23 protein-coding genes and 1 tRNA gene are annotated in these 24,889 nt (G+C 61.8%); 19 read left to right on the top strand and 5 right to left on the bottom strand.

Going from position 1 to position 24,889, the window contains the following annotated elements; translation table 11 throughout:
- Position 1: 1 nt before the first annotated feature.
- The 5 genes from V7R84_RS03445 (at position 2) to V7R84_RS03425 (ending at position 7,063) form a co-directional block, all read left to right on the top strand.
- A complete protein-coding gene (locus V7R84_RS03445) occupies positions 2-1,150 on the top strand; it encodes an AI-2E family transporter (protein ID WP_338572063.1) in 1,149 nt (382 codons plus the stop codon).
- A gap of 51 nt (positions 1,151-1,201) precedes the next feature.
- Positions 1,202-1,825 (top strand): ClpP family protease, encoded by a 624-nt coding sequence (locus V7R84_RS03440; RefSeq protein ID WP_281275585.1) that lies wholly within the window; start codon positions 1,202-1,204, stop codon positions 1,823-1,825.
- Positions 1,822-2,430 carry an ATP-dependent Clp protease proteolytic subunit gene (locus V7R84_RS03435; RefSeq protein ID WP_338572060.1) on the top strand — a complete coding sequence of 203 codons (609 nt, stop codon included), beginning with the start codon at positions 1,822-1,824 and terminating at the stop codon, positions 2,428-2,430. Before V7R84_RS03440 ends, V7R84_RS03435 begins: the two co-directional genes overlap by 4 nt.
- Before the next feature lie 95 nt (positions 2,431-2,525).
- The gene (gene clpX, locus V7R84_RS03430; RefSeq protein WP_338572057.1) at positions 2,526-3,809 is read left to right on the top strand and encodes an ATP-dependent Clp protease ATP-binding subunit ClpX; all 1,284 of its coding nucleotides are present in this window, start codon (positions 2,526-2,528) and stop codon (positions 3,807-3,809) included.
- A gap of 35 nt (positions 3,810-3,844) precedes the next feature.
- Positions 3,845-7,063: a S41 family peptidase gene (locus V7R84_RS03425; RefSeq protein WP_338572055.1), complete on the top strand. Its 3,219-nt coding sequence runs from the start codon at positions 3,845-3,847 to the stop codon at positions 7,061-7,063.
- 59 nt (positions 7,064-7,122) lie between these two features.
- Here V7R84_RS03425 and valS read toward each other — a convergent pair whose 3' ends face one another.
- The 3 genes from valS to V7R84_RS03410 all read right to left on the bottom strand — a co-directional run bounded on the left by valS (position 7,123) and on the right by V7R84_RS03410 (position 11,126).
- Positions 7,123-9,681 (bottom strand): valine--tRNA ligase, encoded by a 2,559-nt coding sequence (valS, locus tag V7R84_RS03420; protein WP_338572052.1) that lies wholly within the window; start codon positions 9,679-9,681, stop codon positions 7,123-7,125.
- Between the two features lie 105 nt (positions 9,682-9,786).
- On the bottom strand, positions 9,787-10,569 hold the full coding sequence (locus V7R84_RS03415; protein WP_338572050.1) for a DsbA family protein: 783 nt from the start codon (positions 10,567-10,569) through the stop codon (positions 9,787-9,789).
- Between the two features lie 11 nt (positions 10,570-10,580).
- Complete coding sequence (locus V7R84_RS03410; RefSeq protein WP_338573813.1) at positions 10,581-11,126, bottom strand: DoxX family protein; 546 nt, start codon at positions 11,124-11,126, stop codon at positions 10,581-10,583.
- 41 nt (positions 11,127-11,167) lie between these two features.
- Between V7R84_RS03410 and V7R84_RS03405 the strand changes: the two genes are divergently transcribed.
- Positions 11,168-12,499 (top strand): folylpolyglutamate synthase/dihydrofolate synthase family protein, encoded by a 1,332-nt coding sequence (locus V7R84_RS03405; protein ID WP_338572047.1) that lies wholly within the window; start codon positions 11,168-11,170, stop codon positions 12,497-12,499.
- Positions 12,500-12,524: 25 nt separating this feature from the next.
- Here the strand turns inward: V7R84_RS03405 and V7R84_RS03400 are convergent, their stop codons facing one another.
- Complete coding sequence (locus V7R84_RS03400) at positions 12,525-13,139, bottom strand: SGNH/GDSL hydrolase family protein (protein ID WP_338572045.1); 615 nt, start codon at positions 13,137-13,139, stop codon at positions 12,525-12,527.
- Between the two features lie 291 nt (positions 13,140-13,430).
- Positions 13,431-13,589 carry a hypothetical protein gene (locus tag V7R84_RS03395; RefSeq protein ID WP_338572042.1) on the bottom strand — a complete coding sequence of 53 codons (159 nt, stop codon included), beginning with the start codon at positions 13,587-13,589 and terminating at the stop codon, positions 13,431-13,433.
- 268 nt (positions 13,590-13,857) lie between these two features.
- Here V7R84_RS03395 and V7R84_RS03390 point away from each other — a divergent pair, with 268 nt between their 5' ends.
- From V7R84_RS03390 to V7R84_RS15410, 13 genes are all read left to right on the top strand, one after another.
- Positions 13,858-16,233, top strand: coding sequence for an Rne/Rng family ribonuclease (locus V7R84_RS03390; RefSeq protein WP_338573810.1), 2,376 nt, complete (start codon positions 13,858-13,860; stop codon positions 16,231-16,233).
- Between the two features lie 271 nt (positions 16,234-16,504).
- Positions 16,505-16,813 carry a 50S ribosomal protein L21 gene (gene rplU, locus V7R84_RS03385; RefSeq protein ID WP_338572039.1) on the top strand — a complete coding sequence of 103 codons (309 nt, stop codon included), beginning with the start codon at positions 16,505-16,507 and terminating at the stop codon, positions 16,811-16,813.
- A gap of 13 nt (positions 16,814-16,826) precedes the next feature.
- Positions 16,827-17,084, top strand: a complete 258-nt coding sequence (gene rpmA, locus V7R84_RS03380; RefSeq protein WP_014846833.1) for a 50S ribosomal protein L27 — start codon at positions 16,827-16,829, stop codon at positions 17,082-17,084.
- Positions 17,085-17,177: 93 nt separating this feature from the next.
- Complete coding sequence (gene obgE, locus V7R84_RS03375) at positions 17,178-18,641, top strand: GTPase ObgE (RefSeq protein ID WP_338572031.1); 1,464 nt, start codon at positions 17,178-17,180, stop codon at positions 18,639-18,641.
- A complete protein-coding gene (gene proB, locus V7R84_RS03370; RefSeq protein ID WP_338572029.1) occupies positions 18,631-19,698 on the top strand; it encodes a glutamate 5-kinase in 1,068 nt (355 codons plus the stop codon). Before obgE ends, proB begins: the two co-directional genes overlap by 11 nt.
- 180 nt (positions 19,699-19,878) lie before the next feature.
- Positions 19,879-21,120: a glutamate-5-semialdehyde dehydrogenase gene (locus V7R84_RS03365; RefSeq protein ID WP_338572027.1), complete on the top strand. Its 1,242-nt coding sequence runs from the start codon at positions 19,879-19,881 to the stop codon at positions 21,118-21,120.
- Between the two features lie 73 nt (positions 21,121-21,193).
- Complete coding sequence (locus tag V7R84_RS03360) at positions 21,194-21,325, top strand: hypothetical protein (protein WP_338572025.1); 132 nt, start codon at positions 21,194-21,196, stop codon at positions 21,323-21,325.
- Positions 21,325-21,993 (top strand): nicotinate-nucleotide adenylyltransferase, encoded by a 669-nt coding sequence (gene nadD, locus V7R84_RS03355; protein ID WP_338572022.1) that lies wholly within the window; start codon positions 21,325-21,327, stop codon positions 21,991-21,993. Before V7R84_RS03360 ends, nadD begins: the two co-directional genes overlap by 1 nt.
- Positions 21,980-22,375 (top strand): ribosome silencing factor, encoded by a 396-nt coding sequence (rsfS, locus tag V7R84_RS03350; RefSeq protein ID WP_338572019.1) that lies wholly within the window; start codon positions 21,980-21,982, stop codon positions 22,373-22,375. Before nadD ends, rsfS begins: the two co-directional genes overlap by 14 nt.
- Positions 22,372-22,974, top strand: coding sequence for a histidine phosphatase family protein (locus tag V7R84_RS03345; protein ID WP_338572017.1), 603 nt, complete (start codon positions 22,372-22,374; stop codon positions 22,972-22,974). The genes rsfS and V7R84_RS03345 overlap by 4 nt, the downstream gene beginning before the upstream one ends.
- A 55-nt stretch (positions 22,975-23,029) precedes the next feature.
- Positions 23,030-23,102 (top strand) — tRNA-Ala (locus V7R84_RS03340).
- 221 nt (positions 23,103-23,323) lie between these two features.
- The gene (locus tag V7R84_RS03335; RefSeq protein WP_338572015.1) at positions 23,324-24,106 is read left to right on the top strand and encodes a DUF6602 domain-containing protein; all 783 of its coding nucleotides are present in this window, start codon (positions 23,324-23,326) and stop codon (positions 24,104-24,106) included.
- 288 nt (positions 24,107-24,394) lie between these two features.
- Positions 24,395-24,706: a transposase family protein gene (locus V7R84_RS15410; protein ID WP_412728082.1), complete on the top strand. Its 312-nt coding sequence runs from the start codon at positions 24,395-24,397 to the stop codon at positions 24,704-24,706.
- Positions 24,707-24,889 lie beyond the last annotated feature (183 nt).

Raw genomic sequence — 24,889 nt, 5'->3', positions numbered from 1 at the left:
GGTGGGGGCCGCCGAAAAGCCCGTGACGGGCAGATTTCCCCTGTTCGTCATGGCCGTCGTGGTTCTGGGCGCCATCTCGCTGACCCTTGGGGTGTTCAGAGAGTTTAGTTCGGTACTGGCCCCCACATTCCTCGCCATCAATCTGGTGATCACCGCATACCCGGTGTACCAATGGCTCACAAGGCATCATGTGCCTCGTGTGCTGGCCGCTCTGATCACCGGGGTGATGTTGCTGCTGATTCTGGTGGTCGCCACTGGGAGCATCGTATGGGCTGGCACCTCCATGGTTGCCTCGCTCACCTCCTACGGTTCCCAGTTCACTGAGCTCTATACCCAGTTGATTACGTGGCTGGGCACGTTGGGTTTCGACGAGGCCGCGTTGCTCGAACAGCTCAAGTCGATTTCACCGTCGAACGTGATCAGCTTGGTGGGAAACGTCGTCAGCCAGGCGTCGAGTGCCACGGGAACTGTGACCGTGATACTCATCTGCCTGGCATTCCTGGTGGCGGATCTGCCAACGATGGCCAAGCGTTTGGCCATCACCAACAGGCTGCATCCCAGTTTCACGGGATCGCTGGGGGACTTCGCCGTGGGCATCCGCAGGTACTGGTTGGTGACCAGCCTGTTCGGTCTCATAGTTGCCGTTCTTGATGGCATCGCCCTCGTGCTCGTAGGGGTCTCTCTTCCGCTCGTGTGGGTGGTGCTGAGCTTCATCACCAACTACATCCCCAATGTCGGTTTCTTCATCGGGCTAGTCCCGCCTGCGCTGCTGGCCTTTCTTGAGAAGGGGCCCACCGCAGCGCTGATCGTGGTCATCGCCTACTGCGTCCTCAACTTCGTGATCCAGTCCGTGATCCAACCGAAGTTCACTGGTGATGCCGTCGGCATCACTCCGGTTGTCTCCTTCATCTCCCTGCTGTTGTGGACTGCGGTCTTTGGCGCGCTCGGGGCTCTCCTCGCCCTGCCGTTGACGCTCATGGTGAAATCCCTGCTGCTCGACAACGACCCGAGGGCCCGCTGGGTGGGGGCATTGATCTCCTCGAACCCGGACTCCGTCGACACCAGCGATTGCGAGAGACCCGTGGCCGCCGATGATTTCGGAGGGTCCAACGATTGCGACGATTCCAGGATGGGCGTCGCTACTGACTGATCTGGGCGGGCCATCCTTGGAAAATTGCTTGGAGTCGGTACGTTGTATGACGTGACCGACAAGCGAAACGACATCTCAATGGCGGCCCAGCAGGCCCCGGGTCTGGGAATGACGGATAACGTCTACTCGTCCCTGCTGGCCAACCGCATCATCTTTCTGGGGTCCGAGGTGCGTGACGAGAACGCGAACGCAATCTGTGCCCAGATGCTGCTGTTGAACGCCGAGGACCCGAGCTCCGACATCTATCTCTACATCAACAGCCCCGGCGGGTCCGTCGACTCTGGCATGGCCATATTCGACACCATGCAGTGGATCAGCAACGACGTCGCTACGGTTGCGATGGGACTCGCGGCCTCCATGGGGCAGTTCCTGTTGTCGGCAGGTACTCCCGGTAAACGCTACGCACTGCCACACAGCCGAATCATGATGCACCAGCCCTCCGGGGGGCTGGGTGGTACTGCCTCCGACATTCGGATCCAGGCGGAGCAGTCGCTGCACATCAAGAAGACCATGGCCCAGCTCATCGCGCAGCACACCGGTCAGAGCGTCGAGCAGATCGAGGCCGATTCAGATCGGGACCGTTGGTTCACGGCCGAGCAGGCACTCGAATACGGCTTTATCGACCACGTCTACGAGCGTGCGTCCCAGATCAACTCGGAGGCTCCGAACAAGTGACCAGCAACTACTACATCCCCCAGTGGGAGGAACGCACCAGCTACGGTCTTCGTCGCGTTGACCCTTACACGAAACTGTTCGAGGACCGAATCATATTCCTCGGCACCCCGATCAGTGACGACATCGCCAATGCGGTGATGGCCCAGCTGCTGTGCCTCCAGTCGATGGACGCGGAGAGGCAGATCTCCATCTACATCAACTCACCAGGTGGCTCATTCACGGCTCTCACCGCCATCTACGACACCATGCGCTACATCAAACCGGATATTCAGACCGTCTGCCTCGGGCAGGCGGCCTCCGCTGCTGCCCTCCTCCTGGCAGCAGGGACCAAGGGAAAGCGTCTGGCGCTCCCCAACAGTCGCATCCTCATCCATCAACCTGCGACAGAGGGAGGCTACGGGCAGAGCTCAGACCTGGAGATCCAGGCCAAGGAGATCATGCGTATTCGTGAGCTGATGGAGAACATGCTCGCGGCCGACACCGGGCAGAGCGTCACGAAGGTCAGCCGCGACATCGAACGAGACAAGTATCTGACCGCCCAGGAAGCCGTTGAGTATGGAATCGTCGATGACATCCTGACCTCTCTCAAGGACGCCGGGGCCTGAAACTCGGGGCTCGCCAGGGTGTTGCGCCACGGAATGCCACCCTGGCGAGTAGAGTTGTGGCCAGTCGTTAATTGACGGACAGAGTGGAGTTTTCGGTGCCACGGATCGGTGAGACCAGCGAGGTCTTCAAGTGTAACTTCTGCACCAAGTCGCAGAAACAGGTCAAGCGCCTCATTGCGGGTGATGGCGTCTACATCTGTGACGAGTGCATCGGGTTGTGCAACGAGATCATCGAGGAAGAGTTTCCCAGGGTTGAAACCTTTGGACTTCAGGAAGAACTTCCCAAACCCAAGGAGATTCGCGATTTTCTCGATCAGTACGTGATCGGGCAGGACGCGGCTAAGAAAGCTCTTGCGGTCGCTGTCTACAACCACTACAAGCGCATTACCTCAGAGCAGACCAGAATTGGCCGCTCGCGTCAGAACGATGATGCCGTCGAGGTGGGGAAATCGAACATTCTGCTGATCGGGCCTACTGGTTGTGGGAAGACCTACTTGGCTCAGACTTTGGCGAAAATGCTCAACGTTCCTTTCGCTATGGCCGATGCGACTGCCCTTACCGAGGCCGGTTACGTGGGCGAGGATGTCGAGAACATTCTTCTGAAACTCATTCAAGCAGCTGACTTCGACATCAAGAAGGCTGAGACCGGGATCATCTACATTGATGAGATTGACAAGGTCGCGCGTAAATCCGAAAATCCATCGATAACTCGCGATGTTTCCGGTGAGGGAGTGCAGCAGGCGCTTCTGAAAATCCTCGAGGGAACCGTCGCATCGGTTCCGCCTCAGGGTGGGCGCAAGCATCCGCACCAAGATTTCCTTCAGATTGACACCACCAAGGTGCTGTTCATCGTCGGTGGGGCTTTTGCCGGTCTTGATGAAATCATCAATTCCCGTATTGGGAAGCGGCCTCTCGGATTCAGCGTCGACACTTCGGCTCGAAAGGAAGTGGCTGATCCCTTCTCTGAGGTCCGCCCAGAGGATCTGCACAAGTTCGGTCTGATTCCTGAGTTCATCGGGCGTCTGCCCATGATCTCAACGGTCTCACCGTTGGACCGCGACGCTTTGAATCGAATCCTCGTCGAACCCCGCAATGCGCTAACCAAGCAGTTCGCTCGCCTTTTCGAACTCGATGGGGTGCAACTGGATTTCACGGGTGAGGCCATCGACGCCATCGCGGAGCTCGCTCTGGAACGTGGGACCGGTGCCCGTGGCCTGCGTGCGATTCTTGAGGAGTTGCTGCTCGACGTGATGTTCGAGGTGCCTTCTGCGGAGGATGTGGCACAGGTCGTTGTGACTCGTGAAGCCGTTCTCGGAAAAGCGCAACCTGAGTTGGTGGCTTCCTCTCGTGTGGCTAGGCGCCGGGACTTGTCAGCCTGACATCTCCCGGCGCTTCTTCGGGTAGGTTTGACGCCATGTTTTCTGGCTATCTGCGCTACCCACATGTCAATGAGGACCAGGTGGTCTTTGTCGCCGACGACGACCTGTGGTTGACGACAGTCTTGGGAGGTCGGGCACATCGCCTGACCTCCGAGCACATTCCGGTTCGCAGCCCCCGATTCTCCCCCTCGGGTAAGAGAGTGGGGTTCGTGTCCGGTTACCCGGGTAACCAAGACCTTCATGTTCTCGACATGGAGGGCGGCAGGCGCCGCCTCACGTGGCTGAGCGCTTTCCACATGCAGGTGTGCGGCTGGGTGGATGAGGAGCATGTGCTCGTGGCCTCCATGCACAACGAGGCCCTGCGAGCACTTTCTTGGCTGTATACGGTTTCCCTGGAAGGTGAACTGGAACGACTGCCGTGGGGACCCGCCTCGGCCGCAGATCGGAACCCGGACGGCCAGGCGGTGCTGGCTTCCCCAAATTTCCGTGGCCCGGAGCAGTGGAAGCGCTACCGGGGCGGCATGGTGAACAGGGTGTGGGTGTCCGACGTGCGTCAGGAAAACTGGATACGTCTGCTTCCCGGAGAGACCGCGAGTCTGGCCAGTCCCTGCTGGGTCGGGGAGCGCATCGTCTTCACCTCGGATCTTGGCGCGCAGCTCCCAGAGAAGCCGGGGGAACAGGCCCAGGTGTGGAGTGTGGAGTCAGACGGCAGCGATCTGCGGGCCCACACCGCGCACACGTTCACCGAAGGGTATTGCCGGGACGCCACAACGGATGGCAGGAGGGTGGTCTTCCACGCCCGTGGGAAGCTTCATGTCCTCGACTCCCTCGAAGCTGAACCGCGGGAGATCCCGGTTGACCTTGCGCTGGGCGAACCGCTTCCTGTCGCTGTCGAGGCACTGGACCGGTTGGAGTCTGTGATACCGGACAACGGTGGCGACGGCTCCCTCGTCGAGTGGAGAGGACAGGCCTGGTTCCTGACCCACCGATCCGGGCCGGCCCGCGCCCTGAGCGCCCTGCCGGGTGTGCGAATCCGAGAGGCCATTCCACTTGGGAGCACGGGAAAGGGCATCTGGGCCACCGACCTGGAGGGCGAGGACTGCTTGGAGATCGTGCCTTTTGACGGTCAAGAGGAACCTCGCAGGATCGGACATGGTCAGTTGGGCCGGGTTCTCGCTTTGGCGGCAAACTCGGAAGGTTCTGAGGTGGCCGTGGCCTCCCACGACGGCACGGTGCTCGTGGTAAACGTTGCTGGAAACACGGTCAGGAAAGTGGGAAGGTCACGGCAAGGGGAGGCCACGGGCTTGGCCTTCAGTCCCAGCGGGCGCTACGTGGTGTGGCGGGAGACGGTTGGGAATGAGGGTGCGCTGGGACGACTGGTCGGTCATGACCTCACGGAGGACCGACCCTTTGAACTGACCCGCGGGCAATTCAATGACTTCTCGCCCGCGTTCAGTCTCGACGGTCGGTACCTGTATTTTCTGTCGAGCCGGACCATTGATCCTGCCTATGACGAGATCAATTTTGATCTTGGCTTCACCAACACCGTGCGACCCTATGTGATTCCCCTGAGTGCGGAGGATCCCGTTCCGTTCGGGCCTTCTGTCGATGGTTGGGCCATCAGCGAGGCCAAGAAACCGGAAATGGAGACGAAGGACGAGGCAACGGACCAGGATGCCGTGAAACCGGATGTGGATGTTGCCCTGGATATCGAGGGTGTGGAGGACCGCATGGTTCCATTGCCCGTTCCAGCCGGTCGCTACGACGGGCTCTGCGTCACCGCTGAGGGGGTTCTGTGGCGGCGCCTTACCCCACACACCGGTGTGCTTGGCTCTGGGCAACTGCCGGGACAGGAGACGAAAGACAGCATCGAGGTTTACGACGTCACCAAACGCAAACTGACCGTGGTGGTCGATGCCTGTGACGATGCAGCAGTCAGTGGGGACGGCAGACAAGTGGTGGTTCGCAACGGCGACGACCTGTGGGTGCAGCCGGTAGATGTGCGGGCCGAGGATGAGGACCGTATCGCCGTGAACCTGAACCGGTTGCGCCGCCAGCTGCTACCGCGTGACGAGTGGCGGCAGATGTTCGACGAGAACGCCCGGCTGATGCGTGACCACTACTGGCGTGAGGACATGAACGGCATCGACTGGGACGCGGTGTGCGCGGGCTACCGGCCGCTGCTGGAAAAGATCGCCACCCATGACGACCTGGTCGACGTGCTTGTGGAAACGAATGCAGAACTCAATACATCCCACGCCTACGTCACCCCCTGCAGTGGCTACGGCGAGGCGAAAGTGGCCTGGTTGGGTGCGGATCTGGGACGCAACGAGAAGGGCGAGGTCGTCATCAACCGCATCCTTGATGGCGAATCCTCCGACCCCAAAGCCCGTTCCCCGCTGCGCGCGGCGGGTGTGGCAGCCCGGGCAGGGGATGCGATCGTAGCCGTCGACGGAAAACCCACTGCGGAAGTCCCCGACATCAACGCCCTGCTGCTGGGAGCTGCGGGCACCGCCGTCGAACTGACCCTGGCCCGGGGAGATTCGAGACGAAGAGTGGTGGTGGTTCCCGTGGCCAGTGAAGCTGGGCTGCGCTATCACGAATGGGTGGCCTCCCGGGCTGAACGGGTCAGGGAACGTTCACAGGGGCGGGTAGGTTACGTGCACGTCCCGAACATGATGGCTGAGGGGTGGGCCGAGTTTCACCGTCTCATCGAGCAGGCCTCCCGCTGCGAGGCGATGGTGGTGGATGTCCGGTACAACAGCGGTGGGCATACATCGTCTCTGGTACTGGAACGGTTGATGCGGACCGTCGTCGGCTGGGGCTACGCCCGGCACATGGATACACCAGAACCGTATCCAGTACAGGGCATGCGCGGACCGGTGGTGTTCATCACTAATCCCTATGCGGCATCTGATGGCGACATCATCACTGCTGCCGCCCAGAACCTCGGGCTCGGTCCCGTGGTGGGGGAGCGCAGCTGGGGTGGTGTGGTCGGAACTGACGGGCGGTTCGAATTGGTTGACGGTACCGGTGTCACCCAGCCTCGCTACGCCTTTGCCTTTCACAGGCACGGTTTCGGGGTGGAGAACCACGGAACCGACCCTGACATCGAAGTTCCCTTGGGACCGTCTGACTGGGAGAGCGGGGAAGATCTGCAACTCGACGTCGCGGTTGATGAGGCCTTGGTGCGTTTGGAGGAGAAATCCGCGATGGTACCCCCGGAACTGCCTCCGGCAGCTTTCCTCGGCTGAGTCGGAAACCTGGAAGGGGTCATCGCAGGTGAAACGGCGATGACCCCTCCGGGTTGGTTTCAAGCGGCTGGGGGTTCTTCCAGCTCTGCCTCGACGGTCAAGGGGCCCTCGGAGATCTTCCACACCACCTCGCCCGTGATGTGACCGACAGCACGAAGGTCTTCTTCGATGGCCTTCAGGCGTTCCAGGGCGGCGTGACCGCCCAGGAAAACGGCCTTCCGGATCGGGGTTTTCATGGACACTTTCGCGTTCGATTTGGCACCGCGAATCGCGATCAGCACCGATGCGACGTCGGCCAGCAGCTGCCGGTCGCCGTCGATCGCCAGCTCCCCGGTGGTGGGCCAGGGGGAGCGGTGGATGGAGGAGCCGTGGGTCCAGGACCAGGTTTCCTCCGTCACGAACGGCAGGAACGGGGCGAACAGCCGCAGCTGCACGTCGAGGGCAATGGCCAGTGCCGACTGCGCGGAGGCCTGAGCCTCAGGACCCTGGGAGCCGTAGGCGCGTTCCTTGACCAGCTCCAGGTAGTCGTCGCAGAAGGACCAGAAGAAGGTTTCCGCGGTCTCAAGTGCCTGGGTGTAGTCGAAGGCGTCAAATGCCTCGGTGCAGGCGGTGACCACGTGTGACAGAGAGGCCAGTAGCGCCCTGTCGACCGGGTTGGTGACGGCGGCGGGACTCCCGGCCTCGGGGGCTAGGCCGAGAACGAATTTCCCTGCGTTCAGGATCTTCATAGCCAGCCGGCGCCCCACCTTCATCTGCGACTGGTCGAAGGGCGAATCCATGCCGGGTCGGGCCATGGCGGCGCGCCACCTGACGGCGTCGGAGCCGAAACGTTCCAGGATGTCGGAGGGAACCACCACGTTTCCCTTGGACTTGGACATCTTCTTGCGGTCCGGGTCGGTGACGAAACCCGAGATGGTGGTGCGCCGCCACGGCAGCGAATGGTTCTCGAAGTTGGCACGCACGATCCGGGAGAACAACCAGGTGCGGATGATGTCGTGACCCTGGGGGGCGATGTCCATCGGGAAGGTGAGGTTGAAAAGCTCCTCGTCGTGCTCCCAGCCGGACGCGATCTGCGGGGTCAGCGAGGAGGTCGCCCAAGTGTCCATCACATCAGGGTCGGCGATGAACCCTCCCGGAATCCCGCGCTGCGACTCCTCGTGGCCGGGGGGGCACGAGGTGACTGGATCGACCGGCAGGCTGGCCTCATCGGCGACGATCAACTGGTCGTAGAGCGGTTCGCCGTCGGCATCGAGCGGATACCACACCGGGAAAGGAACCCCGAAGAAACGCTGCCGAGAGATCAACCAATCGCCGTTCAAGCCGCCCACCCAGTTGTCGTAGCGGTGGTGCATATGCTCCGGGGTCCAGGCAAGCTCCGCGCCACGCTTCAACAGGTCCGCCTTCAGCTTTTCGTCACGGCCACCGTTGGACAGATACCACTGACGGGTGGCGACGATCTCCAGCGGCTTGTCACCCTTCTCGTAGAAGTTGACGGGTCGGGAGATGGGTTTCGGCTCCCCGTCGAGATCCCCGGATGCGCGCAGCAGCTCCACGATGGCGGCCCGGGCGGAGAAGACGGTTTTGCCAGCCAGCTCGGCCCAGGGCTCCGCGTTGGTGAGCCACTCAGGGGTCTCGCGTTGGAGACGACCGTCGCGACCGATGATGGTGCGGGTTGGTAGATCGAGTTCCCGCCACCACTGCACGTCGGTGAGGTCACCGAAGGTGCAGCACATCGCTATGCCGGCACCCTTGTCAGGTTCGGCGGCGGTGTGCGCCAGGACCGGGATCTCCACCCCGAAGACCGGGGAGGTGACGGTGGTTCCGAACAGGTGCTGGTAGCGCTCATCATCGGGATGCGCGATCAGGGCGCAGACGCTGGGCAGCAGCTCGGGGCGGGTGGTTTCGATGAACACCGGCCCGTCGGCGCTGTGGAAGGCGACGCGGTGATAGGCGCCCGGGTGCTCCCGGGACTCCAGTTCTGCCTGCGCCACTGCCGTCTGGAACGTGACGTCCCACATGGTGGGGGCGAAACTCAGGTAGGCCTCACCGCGGGCGAGATTGCGCACGAAGGCCAGCTGGGCCACGGCCTGCGTGGCCGGGGAGATCGTGGTGTAGAGGGTGCCCCAGTCGATAGACAAACCGAGATACCGCCACAGATCCTCGAAGACCTTCTCGTCGATGGCAGTCAGTTTCTCGCACAGCTCGATGAAGTTGCGGCGCGAAATGGGCACCTGGCGTTTCGGATCGGGTTTGGCCGGGGGAGTGAAGTCCTCGTCGTAGGGAAGCGACGGGTCACAGCGCACACCGTAATAGTTCTGGACACGGCGTTCGGTGGGTAGGCCGTTGTCGTCCCAGCCCATCGGATAGAACACCTCTTTGCCCCGCATCCTCTGGTAGCGGGCGATGGTGTCGGTGTGGGTGTAACTGAAGACGTGGCCCACGTGTAGCGATCCGGAGACCGTCGGTGGTGGGGTGTCGATGGAGAACACCTGCTCGCGGGAAGTGGGACGCCGGAATGCGTAGATGCCGTCCTCGTGCCACACCTGCCCCCATTTGCTCTCGAGACCCTCGAGAGCGGGTTTGGTGGGTAGGCCGGAGTTGTAGGCAGGGTTCGTCATGGTAGGGAATCGTAGTTGTGCGCGGCGGATGAGGTAAAAGTCACTCCCCGTGACGTGTCTGGGCCACTGGGAGACCTCGGTGGCCCAGACACATCAGGTCGTTGATCAGTTGGAACCTGAAGTGGCGGTCTGGATGGCGGTCAGTACAGTTTGCGGATCGTTCGAGGGGAGGTTCTTGAGATCGATCTCCTTGCCATTCACGATATATGCGGGTGTGCTCCCGATCTTGGCTTCACGCATGGCTCGGTAGGACCGTTTCGCGAATTCGGCGTAGGCCTTGGTGTCGTAGAGATTCTGGAAGGTCGCCAGGTCATCTCCCGTGATCCCTGCCTTGGCCGCGAAGTCGACCCGGAGCTGCTGGTCGGTGTAGCCGTCCCCCTCGTGGCTGGGCTGGTTTTCGTAGACTACCTGGTGGTATTCGCGGTACTTGCCCACCGCGTCGGCGGCGGCCGCCGCTAGCGCAGCGCGTTCAGAAGATTTCTCATTCGCGGTCGTGTTGACGTCGTTGAGGAAGTACGCGGTCCGGATCTCGAGGGTGATTTTGCCCTCGTCGATGAGCTGCTGGAAAGCGCTGCTGTAGTGGGCCTCGTGCTGCTTGCAGCCGGGGCATTGGTAGTCCTCGTAGACCACCACGTTCGGCACGTTGCCCGTAGGCTGGATGTTTTTGCTCTTGATGGCGATGCCATATCCCTCGGTGGCGTTCGGGGGTTTGGCAAAGGCGTTGCCGCCTATCGCGTTGGCGATGACGATGGTAATGACGACCGCCACCACGAGGGTCAGCACACCCAGACCGACGCCGAGCATCCGGGCGTTGCGTTTGCGGCGTGCTTCCAGTTCCTGTTGCTGCCTGAGTGCTGCACGTCTGCTCAGGTTCGAGTTATTGGCCATGGGGTTAGAATTCACTCCTCGGTTTTTGTCATTTCGGCGATGTCATCACGGCTCTCCTCGCTGAAACGAATGGGTGAGCCGAAAAGTGCCTGATCCAGGCTGAAAAGAGAACGCGGCCGTACGACAAGCCAGCCGCACAGTGCGGTAATTGCCAAGTTCTCGGCCAGTTTCTTGGGGTACTGGGTATTCTCCGGAGCCACCTCGCCACCATGTCCGAAGCAGCCGCAGTCGATGCTGATACCCTGGCTCCAGATCCAGACGATGCCGCCTATGAAAGCGATCAGCAACAGCGCCGTGACCAGCGCCGCCCAGCGGGTGAGCAGCCCCACGATGAGCAGGATCCCGACTGCGATCTCGACCACCGGAAGGACGTACGCCAACATCTGGGACAGATCCCAACCGACCAGCTGATATGCGCGAATATCGAAGGCGAAGCCATCCACGTTCCCGATTTTCACGATTCCCGCGTAGAAGAAGATGGCACCGGGTATCAGACGGGCCACCAATCCCACCCAATCCGGCCAGTGTCGCACGGAGGGCTCAGGGTATCTACTCATCACGCAGAACATAGTAACCGCGTCACTAGGATGTCCTCATCATGGAACACACTGCCCTCGTAGCCGAACTCACATCCCGCTGGCCCGAACACCGGGTCGGCCCGGCCCTGAGTCGCATTGCCGCCCTGATGGAGTTGCTGGGTAATCCCGAACGAGCCACCCCTGTGATCCAGGTGGCAGGAACCAACGGCAAGGGATCGACGTGCATCATGATCGACGCGCTGTTGCGTGCCGCAGGGTTGCGTACGGGGAGGTTCTCCAGCCCTCACCTCAGCGACGCCCGAGAGCGGATCTCCATCGATGGGGAACCGATCTCCGAAGCGAGGTTCGCCGAGATCTGGGACGAGATCGAACCCTTCGTCCGAATGGTGGATGACCGGAAACTGGACGGGATTGACATGACCTTTTTCGAGGTCATCACCGGCATGGCCTACGCGGCTTTCGCTGATGCTCCCGTGGACGTCGCCGTGGTTGAGGTGGGGCTCGGCGGTAGCTGGGATGCCACGTCCGTTGCTGCTCCGCAGGTCTCGGTCGTAGCCCCCATCGGTCTCGACCACACCCACATCCTCGGAGACTCGCTGGAAAAAGTGGCCTCCGAGAAAGCGGGCATCATCAAACCGGGTGCGATGGCGGTGCTGGCCGGGCAGGAACCCGCAGCGGCCCGGGTGCTGCTGGCCCGTGCAGTAGAAGTCGGTGCTGTGGTCAAGGCGGAGGGCCCGGATTTCGGGCTGTTGGAACGCCATCCCGCGGTCGGCGGGCAGGTCATCCGGATCCAGTCTGAGGGCGGACCGGTGGGGGACCTCTTCCTCCCCCTGCACGGAGCCCACATGGCCCGCAACGCCGCGCTCGCCTTGGCGTCCGTCGAGGCTTTTCTGGGAGGTCAGCCTCTCGACCCCCGGATCATTGAAGAGGGACTCGCCTCGGTGGTGGCTCCGGCCAGGCTTGAACTGGTGCGTACTTCACCGGCGATCGTCGTCGACACCGCCCACAATCCGCAGGCCGCCCGGGTAACCATCGAGGCGTGTCGGGAGGTGTTCGCCTTCCAGCCGCTGATCGGTGTGATCGGGATGATGGCCGACAAGGACACCGCCGGGGTGCTGGAGATCTTCGCCTCCGCCATGGACCAGGTGGTGGTGACCCGTGCCCGGGGCACCTCACGTTCCATGCCTGTCGATGAACTGGTGCGCACAGCGGAGGAGATCTGGCCCGCCGGGAAGGTGCAGAAGGCCCCGAGCGTGGCGGATGCGCTGGAGCTGGCGACGCTGCTGGCCGATGCCGCAGGGCCGGCAGCGGGAGTTTTGGTCGCGGGATCGCTGATCGTCGCAGGCGAGGCCCGGGATCTACTTGTCGGGGAACAGGAAACCGATTCGTGATCCTCGTAGGACAGGGAAGCTGCTGCTAGCGGCGCAGCGCCTCGAAGCGAGTGCGGGCCTCGCGTTCCCAGGCCTCGGCAATCAACGTGTGCCCCAGATCGGTGGGGTGGATGCCGTCTTCAGCCATTTCCTCGTTCTCGTACTCCGATGAGTACTCGCGAATCATCAACCCCAGATCGACAACTGCGCAGCCGTATTCCGCAGCTAGACGGTGCACCAGTTCCTGCCGCGGTCGCAGGTCCGAGAGCCAACCCTCCTGGTCAGGGGTGACGGGTGCCACGAACGGCACCATCAGCACGGTGGATGTTTCGTCGAGGCTTTCGATCAGGTGGCGGTAGGAGGCTTCGAAATCTCTGAGCGGTGAGGAGGTTTTCCCCGTGACTGCATGCCAGGTGTCGTTGATGCCGATGAAGATGCTTACCAGGTCGGGGTTCTCGGCCAGCACGTCGCCTTCGAAACGTGCCTCCAAATCCGCCAATCGGTCGCCGCTGACGCCTGCATTGACTACACGCGCGAAGGTGAGGGGACCCTTCGCCAGTTTGGCCACGTAACCAGTGCCCAAGGAGCCGCTCGCCCAATCCTTTCCGGTGTCCGTGATGGAGTCTCCAGCGAACACGACAGTGGGGGGGTTCGCGTTCATTTCAGCTCCTTTGGAAACGGTGTCGCGACAGGAATCCACTATGCCATCGTGACCCCGGAACCACCACAAAAAGCCCTGCGGACAGGCCGTGGCGTGTCTCTGTGCTAGCAGATGCATCGGATGGTTGCCGACGGCTGTGAGGGTATCGGATGCCCTGCCGTCGCCGGTAAAGCAGACGAACAGAAGTGGCCTCAGAAGACGAACGGGATCATATTCATCGCCGCCTAGTTCCAGGTGGAGCAGGGGAGGGATCCCATGACATGCATAAGTTGTGGAACAATGATCACCAGGTCACGCACCGCCGGTGCCGCCGAGAGGCAGCCCGGGGCTGAACACCGCGACGACGAACTCGACCGCGGAGGTCCCGATGCTTCCGGTTGACCTTGAGTCTTGGGAGGCGTGGTAAACCACGCCGGAGCTGGCGCCAATGCGCCCGAAGGAGTCGTACATGACCGAAACCAACCAGGAATCCGCTGCATCCGAGCTGCCTGCGCGTCCCCGAGTCCATCAGCTCGCCAAGCACATCGGTATCACCAGTAGAGAACTGCTGGCCGAGCTCGCGCAGCGCGGACACGAACTGCGCAGCGCTTCCTCGGTGGTACTGCCTGACATGGTGGCTGCTGTGTTGGAGGCTCATACAGCGCAGCCCGAGGAGGAAACCTCCGGGGCGGACTCCTCTGGAGCAGATTCTCCCGCGGGACCCGAAACACAGCCCGAGATGGTCGTGGAACCGCAGCCGGAGCCAGCTGCCTCGAGAAGTCGGCGTCGTCGTGCTGCTTCGCGTCCCGCAGGTCCGCCCGCTGAGGTGAACGTTCCAGTGGCCGTGTCTGTCACCACCGCTGCCGCCGCCCCGGAACCCTCCGAGACCACTGGGTCCGAGCTGAAACAGGAGCCGGCTCCGAGGCAGCGCCGTCGCCGCGCCACGCGAGCTGCGGGAGGGCCAGTTGAGATGCCGATCGTGACTTCTGAGGTTGAAACCCATTCTGGCTCGGAACCGGCGTGGGAGATCCAGGAAGAAACGGAAACCACGCCTGCGCCGAGACAGCGTCGTCGACGCGCGACCAGGTCCGCAGGAGCCGCCACGACCGAGAAATCCGAATCGGTTGAACAGGTGGAAGATGGCGGCAGTCAGGAAACAGAAGCGACGGCGGAAGACGGTATCGCGGTAGCGCTTCGCATCGCGGAGGAAGCCGCGAAAGCCCGGCGTGCGACGATGAAAGACCCCTTCGCCATCACTGCTGAGGGGCGTACCGAGTCCTTGGCGAAACTGGCCAACGCCATTGCTGAGGACTCAGCAGATGGTGCAGAGGCCGGGACGAGCTCCGAAGAAGAGCCGGATGCTGTGGATGCAGCGGAGGAATCGGGGGATGCGAGTGCCGAGGCCGAGGAGGAACGTCCCGGCAGGCGTCGTCGCCGTCGCGGTGGCAGGCGTCGTCGCCGTGGCTCCACCACAGAGGAGGCTGCTGAGGAGGAGACCGGCGACGAATCATCCTCCGACGAGCCCAGTGAGGAATCCAACGAGGAAGACGAAGCCTCCGGACAGGAGGAGAGTTCCGAGGGAGGCGCTGAGGAGACGACCGGTACCCGCCGCCGTCGCCGCCGTCGCCGTCGTTCCAGCGGCTCCGAACCGAAGGGTGCTGCTGGGGACGAGGTGACCGGGATCGAGGGTTCCACCCGCATGGAAGCCAAACGGCAGCGCCGTAAGGAGAACCGTGCCGCGGGTCGTCGCCGCGCCCCGATCCTCTCTGAGGCTGAGTTCCTGGCGCGTCGTGAATCCGTGGACCGGAAACTCGTGATCCGTCAGCGAGAGGACTACACCCAACTCGCCGTGGTCGAGGATGGGATCCTCGTCGAACATTACGTGGATCGCGCGTCCGCCACATCCCTGATTGGCAATGTCTATCTGGGGCGCGTGCAGAACGTGCTTCCCAGCATGGAGGCGGCGTTCGTTGACATCGGGCGGGGGCGTAACGCCGTCCTCTACGCGGGTGAAGTGGACTGGGACTCCTACGGTGTCACCGCCGAAGACCGCAAGGTGGAGAAGGTGTTCAAGTCCGGGCAGCCGGTGCTCGTGCAGGTCACCAAGGACCCCGTTGGAGCGAAGGGTGCCCGTCTGACCGGGCACATCTCCCTGCCGGGCCGCTACATCGTGTATTCCCCGGGCGGGCACTTGTCCGGGATCTCCCGCAAACTTCCGGACGTGGAACGCACCCGATTGCGGCAGATCCTCGGCGAACTGATCGGTGACAACGAGTCCGTGATCGTGCGCACTGCTGCTGAGGGGGTGGCTGCCGAGGAACTGGTGCGCGATGTCAACCGTCTCAAGGCCCAGTGGGAGGTCATCGAGAAGAAGGTGAAAGCAGGTAAGGCCCCCGAAGCTCTCTACTCCGAACCTGATCTGACGTTGCGCATCGTCCGCGATCTGTTCACTGAGGATTTCGCGAAGCTGACCGTCCAGGGCGATGACGCCCATGAGGCAATCTCGGCCTACGTCGGGCACGTCGCCCCTCATCTGGCGGATCGCATCGAACGGTTCGAACCTGGTGAGGACGGTCGCGACCTGTTCGCGCAGTACCGCATCGACGAGCAGATCGCCAAGGCCCTCGAGCGCAAGGTCTTCCTGCCATCCGGAGGGTCGTTGGTGATCGACCGTACCGAGGCCATGACCGTCATCGACGTCAATACGGGTCGATTCACGGGCTCCGGAGGCAACCTTGAGGCCACCGTCACCAGCAACAACCTGGAGGCGGCCGAGGAGATTGTCCGGCAGCTGAGGCTGCGCGACCTTGGTGGCATCATCGTCATTGACTTCATCGACATGGTGTTGCCCAGTAACCGTGAACTGCTCTTGCGACGTCTCGTCGAGTGCCTGGGCCGCGACCGCACCAGGCACCAGGTGGCGGAAGTCACCAGTCTGGGTCTGGTGCAGCTGACACGCAAACGCATCGGAACCGGACTCGCCGAGGCGTTCACGGAGGAGTGCAGCCACTGTCATGGCTCTGGTTACCTGCATTTCGACAGCCCCGTCGATTCGCAGGCCCCGGCAGATGGTGGTGAGCGCAGGTCCGGGCGTCGCCGTAGGAAGAATGGGTAGCAGTTTGCACAAAGCTGGTTGATGCGGGCCGCGACGAAGGGGCAGTCCGTGGTGAAGTCATCTCGTCCTTTTCCGGGCACCTGCGGTCGTCTGTGGAAACTTCGGGTGAAGAATCGCAGTCGGTGGGTTTGACCCGGCGGGACGGTGACCGTAAAGTTGTCCCTCGGTTGTCAGGCCGCGGCTTTCTGCGTGGCCAGATGACGTCTCCTGTTGGGCCCGCGCGGGCGTCACGGGAGATTCCCAAGGCATTAGAAAAGAAGGTAGGTCAGGCGTGTACGCGATCGTGCGCAGTGGCGGACGCCAGCACAAGGTGGCTGTTGGCGACATCCTCGACATCGACCTGGTGTCCGAAGGGGTCGGCGAAACCATCAACCTGCAGCCGCTGCTGCTGGTCGATGGCGGCACTGTGACCTCCGACGCCAAGGCCCTCGGCAAGGTCTCCGTGACCGCCGAGGTGCTGGCGGAGACCAAGGGTCCCAAGATCCGGATCCTGAAGTACAAGAACAAGACCGGCTACAAGAAGCGCCAGGGGCACCGCCAGCGGTACACCCAGGTCAAAATCACCGGCATCAAAAACTGAGGTAGGAGCAGAGATGGCACACAAGAAGGGCGCGTCTTCGACGCGAAACGGTCGTGATTCCAACGCTCAGCGCCTTGGAGTGAAGCGTTTCGGCGGGCAGGTCGTAGGCGCGGGTGAGATCATCGTCCGTCAGCACGGTACCCACTTCCACCCCGGCGATAACGTCGGTCGTGGTGGCGACGACACCCTCTTCGCGCTGGCCGCCGGTAAGGTGAACTTTGGCGTCAAGCGTGGTCGCCGCGTCGTCAACGTGGCTCCGGTCGAGGCCTGAGTCAATAGCGGACATTCGGGCGACGGGTCATCCTCTTCTTGAGGAGGGCCCGTCGCTCTTCGGTTTCCGAAGCACTTTGAGATACTTCTAGCCGTGGCAATTCCCTCATTCGTCGATCGCGTGAAACTGACCGTGCAGGCAGGTAACGGTGGTCACGGCTGCGCCTCGGTGCACCGCGAGAAGTTCAAGCCCCTCGGCGGCCCAGACGGAGGCAACGGAGGCGACGGAGGATCCGTGATTCTCCGAGTGGCCGACAACCTCAATTCGCTGGTGGAATACCATCGCCAATCGGTGCGCCGTGCAACGAACGGGCAGCCCGGTCGCGGTGACCACCAGCACGGTGCCAAGGGTGAAGACGTGGTCCTGGCGGTACCTGCCGGGACGGTCGTCTCCGATGCGACCACGGGCGAGCACCTGGCTGATCTCACCGAAGCCGGTGAGGAATACGTCGTTGTCCTCGGTGGCAAGGGTGGGCTCGGCAACGAAGCGCTTGCGACCGCCGCTCGCAAGGCGCCTGGTTTCGCGCTTCTCGGCGAGGAGGGCGAAACCCGGTTGATTCAGCTCGAGCTGAAGGTGCTGGCCGACATCGGATTGGTCGGGTTCCCGTCGGCAGGGAAGTCGTCGCTGATTGCCGCGATCTCCAGGGCCCGACCGAAAATTGCCGACTACCCCTTCACCACCTTGGTGCCGAACCTGGGGGTTGTAGTGGCAGGAGATCTCACCTACACCGTCGCTGACGTTCCAGGTCTCATCGAGGGGGCTTCCCTCGGGAAGGGTCTGGGATTCGATTTCCTGCGACACATCGAACGCTGCCAGGCCATCGTGCACGTCATCGATCTGGGCACCTGGGAACCGGGTCGCGAACCCGTCGCGGACCTGGACGTCATAGAAGGCGAACTGGTGGCCCACGGCGGTCTGGAGGATCGCGAACGCCTGGTGGTGCTGAACAAACTGGATCTGCCCGATGCCCCTGAGTTGGCGGAACTCGCCCGGCCCGAGCTGGAAAAACGTGGCTATCGGGTCTTCGAGGCGAGCACCAAGACCGGTGAGGGGCTGAACGCGTTGAAATTCGCCATGGCCCGGATCGTCGAGACCCACCGCGCCGCCAAGGCGACAGAGGAACCACCGAGAAAGGTCCTGCGACCCAAACCGGTGGGACGTATCGCCGCCGACGACTCTTTCACGATCGTGAAGCAAGGCGACGGGGAGGGCGGTTTTCTCTGGCGGGTGCGCGGGGCCAAACCGGAACGCTGGATCCGCCAGACCGACTTCAACAACGCTGAGGCGGTCGGTTACCTGGCGGATCGGTTGATCCGGCTCGGGGTGGAGGAGAAACTCCTGGAGCTCGGGGCCCGAGAGGGCGACGCGGTGGCCATCGGAGGCGACGACGCGGTGGTGTTCGATTTCGCCCCGCAGGTCGAGACTGGGGCCGAGATCCTTTCCCGGCGGGGTGAAGATCCCCGGCTGGAGAGCGAACGGCCCGCCGTGACCCGGCGGCGCCGGATCGATGCTAAATACCAGGCCTGGAAGGCCGGTGAGGTCGTTGATGAGGACTGAGATCACTGAGGCGAAACGCTTGGTGGTGAAGATCGGGTCATCGTCGCTGACCGATCGGGAGGGACACCTCGATCCGGCACGCATCGAGACGCTCGCCGCAGAACTGGCTTCCCTGCAGGCACGTGACAAGCGGTTGGTGCTGGTGACCTCTGGGGCCATTGCGGCGGCGCTGGGACCATTGGGGCTCTCGGCGCGACCCAGGGATCTTGAGACCCAGCAGGCGGCGGCTGCGGTCGGGCAGGGCATCCTGATCCGGAGCTACGCGGAGGCTTTCGCGGCCCACCACCAGATGGTGGCACAGGTGCTGTTGACCGCCGGCGACCTGCAGGACGGGCGCAGTTACCGGAACGCCTTGAACACGATTTCGCGGTTGTTCAGGTTGGGGGTGATCCCTGTGATCAATGAGAACGACACCGTCGCGACCGGGGAGATCCGGTTCGGCGACAATGACCGCTTGGCGGCGCTGACCGCCCATTTGGTGAGGGCCGATGCGCTGGTGATCCTGAGTGACGTGGACGGGCTCTACACCGCGCACCCGGCGAAGCCCGGGGCCCGGTTGATACCCCGGGTCCGTGACTTCACGGAGCTGGTGGCCGACACCTCTCGGGTGGGTTCTCGTGTTGGGACCGGCGGGATGCGCACTAAGGTGGAGGCCGCCCGGATCGCGACCTCTGGCGGAGTTTCCGTGGTACTGGCCCACGCCGACCAGCTCCTGGCGGCCCTGGAAGGGGAGGATGTGGGCACCTTGTTCGAGGCCGCCGGGCGACGGCGACCCCGCAGGCTGCTGTGGCTGGCCCACGCCGCCGAGGTGAATGGAGAGCTGCGGATCGATGCCGGTGCTGCCCGGGCCGTTAGGAAGGGAAACGCCTCGCTGTTGGCGGTGGGGGTCGACGACGTCACGGGTGATTTCGAGGCGGGCGATCCAGTCGACATCACTGGACCCGGCGGAACACTGCTGGCACGTGGAGTGGCAGACTGCTCCGCGACGGAACTGAAGCGGCGCAAGGGCGTCGGAGGTCTGGCCGTACACCGCGATCTGATGATCGGAATCCACTGATTTCCTGATTCACCAGTCGATTGGTTTGCTGGCCTTAATATCGGTTTGCTGGGCTTGTTGATGTTTGCTGGCCGCACAGCGCAGGCAAACATGAATAGGCCCAGCGAAACGGAAACAAGGCCAGCAAACCGATGGGTGGAACAGGGCGCGGACGCCGCGTGTGCCTCCTATACTCCCGTCATGGAGTTCCGATCCCAAGCCCTGGCAGCCCGTGAGGCGAGCCGGCAACTGGCCACCCTGACCCGGGATGAGAAGGACCGTGCCCTGCACGCGATGGCCGACACCGTGGCGGCCGTCGAGAAGGAGCTGCTGGCGGCCAACGCAGTCGACGTCGATGCGGCGCGGCGATCAGGGACACCCGAGGCTGTGATCGACCGGCTGCGTCTGGATGGCGACCGGGTGCGGGGAATGGTCGACGGGCTGCGCGACGTGGCGGCGCTGCCCGACCCCGTGGGTGACCTGGCGCGGGGCTGGCGACTCGGCAATGGCGTCGAGGTGCGGCAGGTGCGGGTGCCCTTCGGGGTGGTGGGGATCATCTACGAGAACCGCCCGAACGTCACGGCGGACGCGGCCGGGTTGTGCCTCAAGTCAGGCAACGCGGCCCTGCTGCGCGGCTCCAGTTCGGCCATCGAGTCGAACCGGGTCTGCGTAGAGGCCCTGCGTGAAGGGCTGAGGAACGCCAGGGTGAGTGCCGACGCCGTCGCCCTGGTGGAGGGGGGACGCGAGGTCACGGGAGAGATGATGGCCGCCCGGGGTCTGGTGGATGTGCTGATCCCGCGAGGCGGGGCCGGGTTGATCAACGCCGTGGTCGAGGGGGCGAAGGTGCCGGTGATCGAGACCGGCACCGGGAACTGTCACCTCTACGTGGACGCCTCCGCCGACATCGGCAAGGCCGTCGCAGTGCTGCTGAACGCGAAAACCCAGCGACCCAGCGTGTGCAATGCCGTCGAGACGCTGCTGGTGCACCGTGACATCGCCAGCGCATTCCTTCCCGTCGCTCTCGATGCGCTTCGCGACGCGGGCGTGACGGTCCACGGAACCCCCGAGGTGGTGGCGTTCGCCGATGACGTGGTCCCTGCCGGTGAGGACGAGTTCGATGCGGAATACCTGTCGCTGGACCTAGCGGTCAGGATCGTCGCGGACATCGACGAGGCCATCACCCACATCCACCGCCACACCACCGGTCATTCCGAGACCATCATCACCGAGTCCCGGGCCGCGGCCGACCGGTTCGTCACCGAGATCGACGCCGCGGCGGTGCTCGTGAACGCCTCCAGCAGATTCGTCGACGGGGGCCAGTTCGGGTTCGGCGCCGAGATCGGAATCTCCACCCAGAAACTGCATGCGCGGGGCCCGATGGGCCTGGCGGAACTGACCTCGACGAAATACATAGTGGACGGTGATGGTCAGACGAGGGAGTGAGGCTGCAGGATTCGGTGACCTAGGAAGATGAGCGGACACCGCTCGTGCTGGTTGAGCGGATAACATTTCCCGCATGGTTTTGCTCGAAACACCCGCTGAGGCCGACGCTTCTGTGATGGCCCTCGTGATCATGGGGGTGATCCTGGCGCTCGGGGCGCTGGGATGGTGGCTCGGGGTCAGTGGCGGAAAGGGAACGGGGGAGTGATGAGCACCACGGAATTGGCGGTGGCCCGGCAGGGACGTGAACGGCGTTACCGGCTCGGGGTGATGGGCGGCACCTTCGATCCGATCCATCACGGGCACCTCGTGGCGGCTAGTGAGGTGGCTGCGAAGTTCTCCCTCGATGAGGTGGTTTTCGTGCCCACGGGTGTGCCGTGGCAGAAAACCCACCGGAACGTGACCCAGGCTGAGGACCGGTACCTGATGACCGTGATCGCCACCGCGTCGAACCCCAGGTTTTCCGTGAGCCGCGTGGACATCGACCGACCTGGTAACACCTACACCGTTGACACCTTGAGGGATCTTCGTGCAGAACGCGGCGACGATGTGGACCTGTTTTTCATCACCGGGGCGGATGCGGTGCGGCAGATCCTCACGTGGCGTGGCGCAGAACAGCTGTTCGATCTGGCTCACTTCGTCGGGGTGACTCGACCGGGGATTCCGATGACGGAGGACGACCTGGCACATCTGCCATCGGATAAAGTGACGCTGCTGGAGGTCCCGGCACTGGCCATCTCCTCCACCGACTGTCGTACGCGTGTGCAGCGTTCCGAGCCGATCTGGTATCTGGTGCCGGACGGCATCGTGCAGTACATCGCGAAACGCGGTCTTTACCCGCATCCTGAGACAGGAGTTCCAGTTGACAACACCTGAGTCCGTGATCACACACGTGACCATTGCCGCGGAGGCTGCTGCCGAGAAACTTGGCACCAATATTGTCGCCTTCGACGTCAGTCAGCAGCTCGCGATCACCGATGTGTTCCTGATCATCAGCGCCAAGAATGAACGCCAGGTCGGAGCGGTTGTCGATGCTGTGGAGGAGCAACTCATCAAACAGGTCCAGGTGAAACCGGTGCGCCGCGAGGGCGACCGGGAGAACCGCTGGGTTCTGCTGGACTACATCGATTTCGTAGTGCATGTGCAGCACACCGAGGAACGCAGCCTCTACAACCTGGAACGGTTGTGGAAGGACTGCCCACAGATCCCGCTCGATGTACACGATGTGCCGGTGCCACAGGACGTCGAGGAGCAGTGACACACACCAAACTTGTGTTCCTGCGGCACGGTCGCACGGAATGGAACGAGCTCGGAAAACTGCAGGGACAGGCGGATGTCGAACTCGACGAGGTAGGGGAGAAGCAAGCCGAGGAAGCGGCCCGGTTCTTCGCGGACTGGGACTTCGAGGCCTGCTACACATCCAACCTGAAACGTGCCCTTCGCACCGCCCACATGGTCGCGGAACCCCACGGACTCGGCGTGGTGCCGGATGCCCGGCTGCAGGAGATCAACATCGGCAGCTGGAGCGGCATGACCACCGCTGAAGTGATCCGCGTGTTCCCCGGTTTCACGGATTTCTACCTCCAAGGGATCGATTTCCAACGCTCGGCGACGGGCGAAACCTTGGCGGAGATGACCAGCCGGGCCCTGGAATCGGTGCGGGAGATCGCAGAAAGGCACGAGGGACAGCAGGTACTGATCGTCACCCACGGCCTGCTGCTGTCCAAGGTGGTCAGTGCCTTCATGAGCATCGACGACGTCCTCAGCATCCCGGGAAACATCACCTATTCCCTGGTGATAGGGGGAGAAAAACCCAGACTCGCCACCTACAACACCCCTGCGAGACAGATTCCCTGACCTGCGGCTTGCACGCCGCCCGCGGCTCCGGTAAATTCAAGGAGTCGTGAGATACGGGGCTATGGCGCAGTTGGTAGCGCGCTTCCATGGCATGGAAGAGGCCAGGGGTTCGAATCCCCTTAGCTCCACGGGCGGTTTGAAAATTAATGGTCTGATCAAAGTGCAGTGGCTGGCTCGTGATCCTTTTTGTTGGAATTTCTGTTGATTGAAGTTGTGTTTGTTGGCCCATCTTGATAACATCCTGTAAGGCTTATTTTTGCTATTTTCAAAGGCGCTCTGATTAGGGGATTTGCCGACCGATAAATCGTCTGCGAATAATCCTCTCTATATAAGGGTTAGGAAAATCTTCATGGTAGACAAAAACATAATACGTTCAGCTTTTTTGAAAAAACAGAATAGTCTAATTGAAGAGTTGGGAATAGCGCCCGCTTCTATTCGGCACGGGGGTGCTATTGGAGAAGCCTCAGAAGCGAAATGGGCTGCTGTCCTTAAAGAGTTTCTCCCCAGTCGATATGGTGTTACAAAAGGATTTGCGATAGATTCTTCTGGAGAAATAAGCGATCAGATTGACTTGCTTATCTATGATTCGCAGTATACTCCTTTACTCGTTCGCGTCAGTGATAGCGACCTGCTCGTTCCTGTTGAGGCTGTATATGCGGTATTTGAGGTTAAGCAAGAAGTTAATAAGCGTTTCATGGATTATGCCGGAAGAAAGATTGCAAGTGTTCGCTGTCTTCATCGCACGTCCATTGCAATCCCCCATGCCGGAGGTGTATTCGCTCCTAAGAAACCTATACATATTCTCGGAGGTCTGCTCACCACGAGGAGTGGCTGGGTCGATTTAGATGGTAAAGTGGCCATGGAATCCATCAAGCGTCTTACTGGCGATCTTCGGATCGATATCGGGTGTGCGCTAGGTGCCCGGTCGTTCAACAATCCTTATGGCGAATCATCCAAGCTGGAATATAGTGATTCCAATACCGCTCTCTTGTTTTTCCTTTTTAAGCTTTTCAGTCGTCTTCAAGGACTCGGAACCGTGGCGGCTATGGATATTGGTGAATATATGAATTTCATTTCGCAGGAAAATGGTTTTTCGGGGAAAGCTTATGATCTGGGTTGCGATCAGGAATAATCGCCAATAAAAGTCATTGAGGCTTAGTTTATAGGGGGGTTTTGGTTTTCCTCAGCTAAGGTTTTACCTCGAGGGGGATGCGAAGGTGGCTTGCCCGATCTGAGATAATTCAAGGTGTAGAAAGAAAACCCTCAGATAAAAGACAAGCCGCTGCCATGAACACTACCACAAGCCTTGACCGCAACCAGATTCTCAACCTGTGTGAACTGATCCACACCTCCTGCTCCGGGAACCTATCCGGCAGCAGGGTCCCGTGTCCTGGGGTTGTTCCGCTGTATCCAAGTCACTGTGTTGATACTCAGACACAATCTCACCCAGGAATTGCTGGCCGACATCCACACGGTCTCCCAATCCACCATCTCGAGAGTGGTGGCGGTCTACACCCCCTTGATCGCCGAAGTCCTTCAAGCATGGATACCTGAGCTGGAAGATCCTCGACCCAGATCCGCCAGAACATCATCGACGGCACCTGGCACCCTGCTGGTCATGGCGCGACCGTCCCGAACTGTACTCAGGCAAACACCATGCCACAGGAGTGAACCTGCAAGTGGTCTGCGCCCTAGCCGGACAGCTCGCCTAAATCTCCCCCCTGCCGGGTAGTGTGCATGACGCGAAGGCCGTCAAGGAATCCGGATTTCTCACAACCCTCAATGCTCAAAGTCATAGTGGAGACAAAGGCTACATCGGATTGGGAATGATCACCCCCCCACGAAGAAACCCACTCACGGTGAACTCGCCAACACCGATAAAAGAAACAACACGACCATTACCTCAGCGAACGCG

Source organism: Arachnia propionica (genome assembly GCF_037055325.1).
In the GTDB taxonomy this organism is placed as follows: domain Bacteria; phylum Actinomycetota; class Actinomycetes; order Propionibacteriales; family Propionibacteriaceae; genus Arachnia.
Note: the sequence above shows the minus strand (reverse complement) of the source record. Positions and strands in the feature narration are given on the sequence as shown.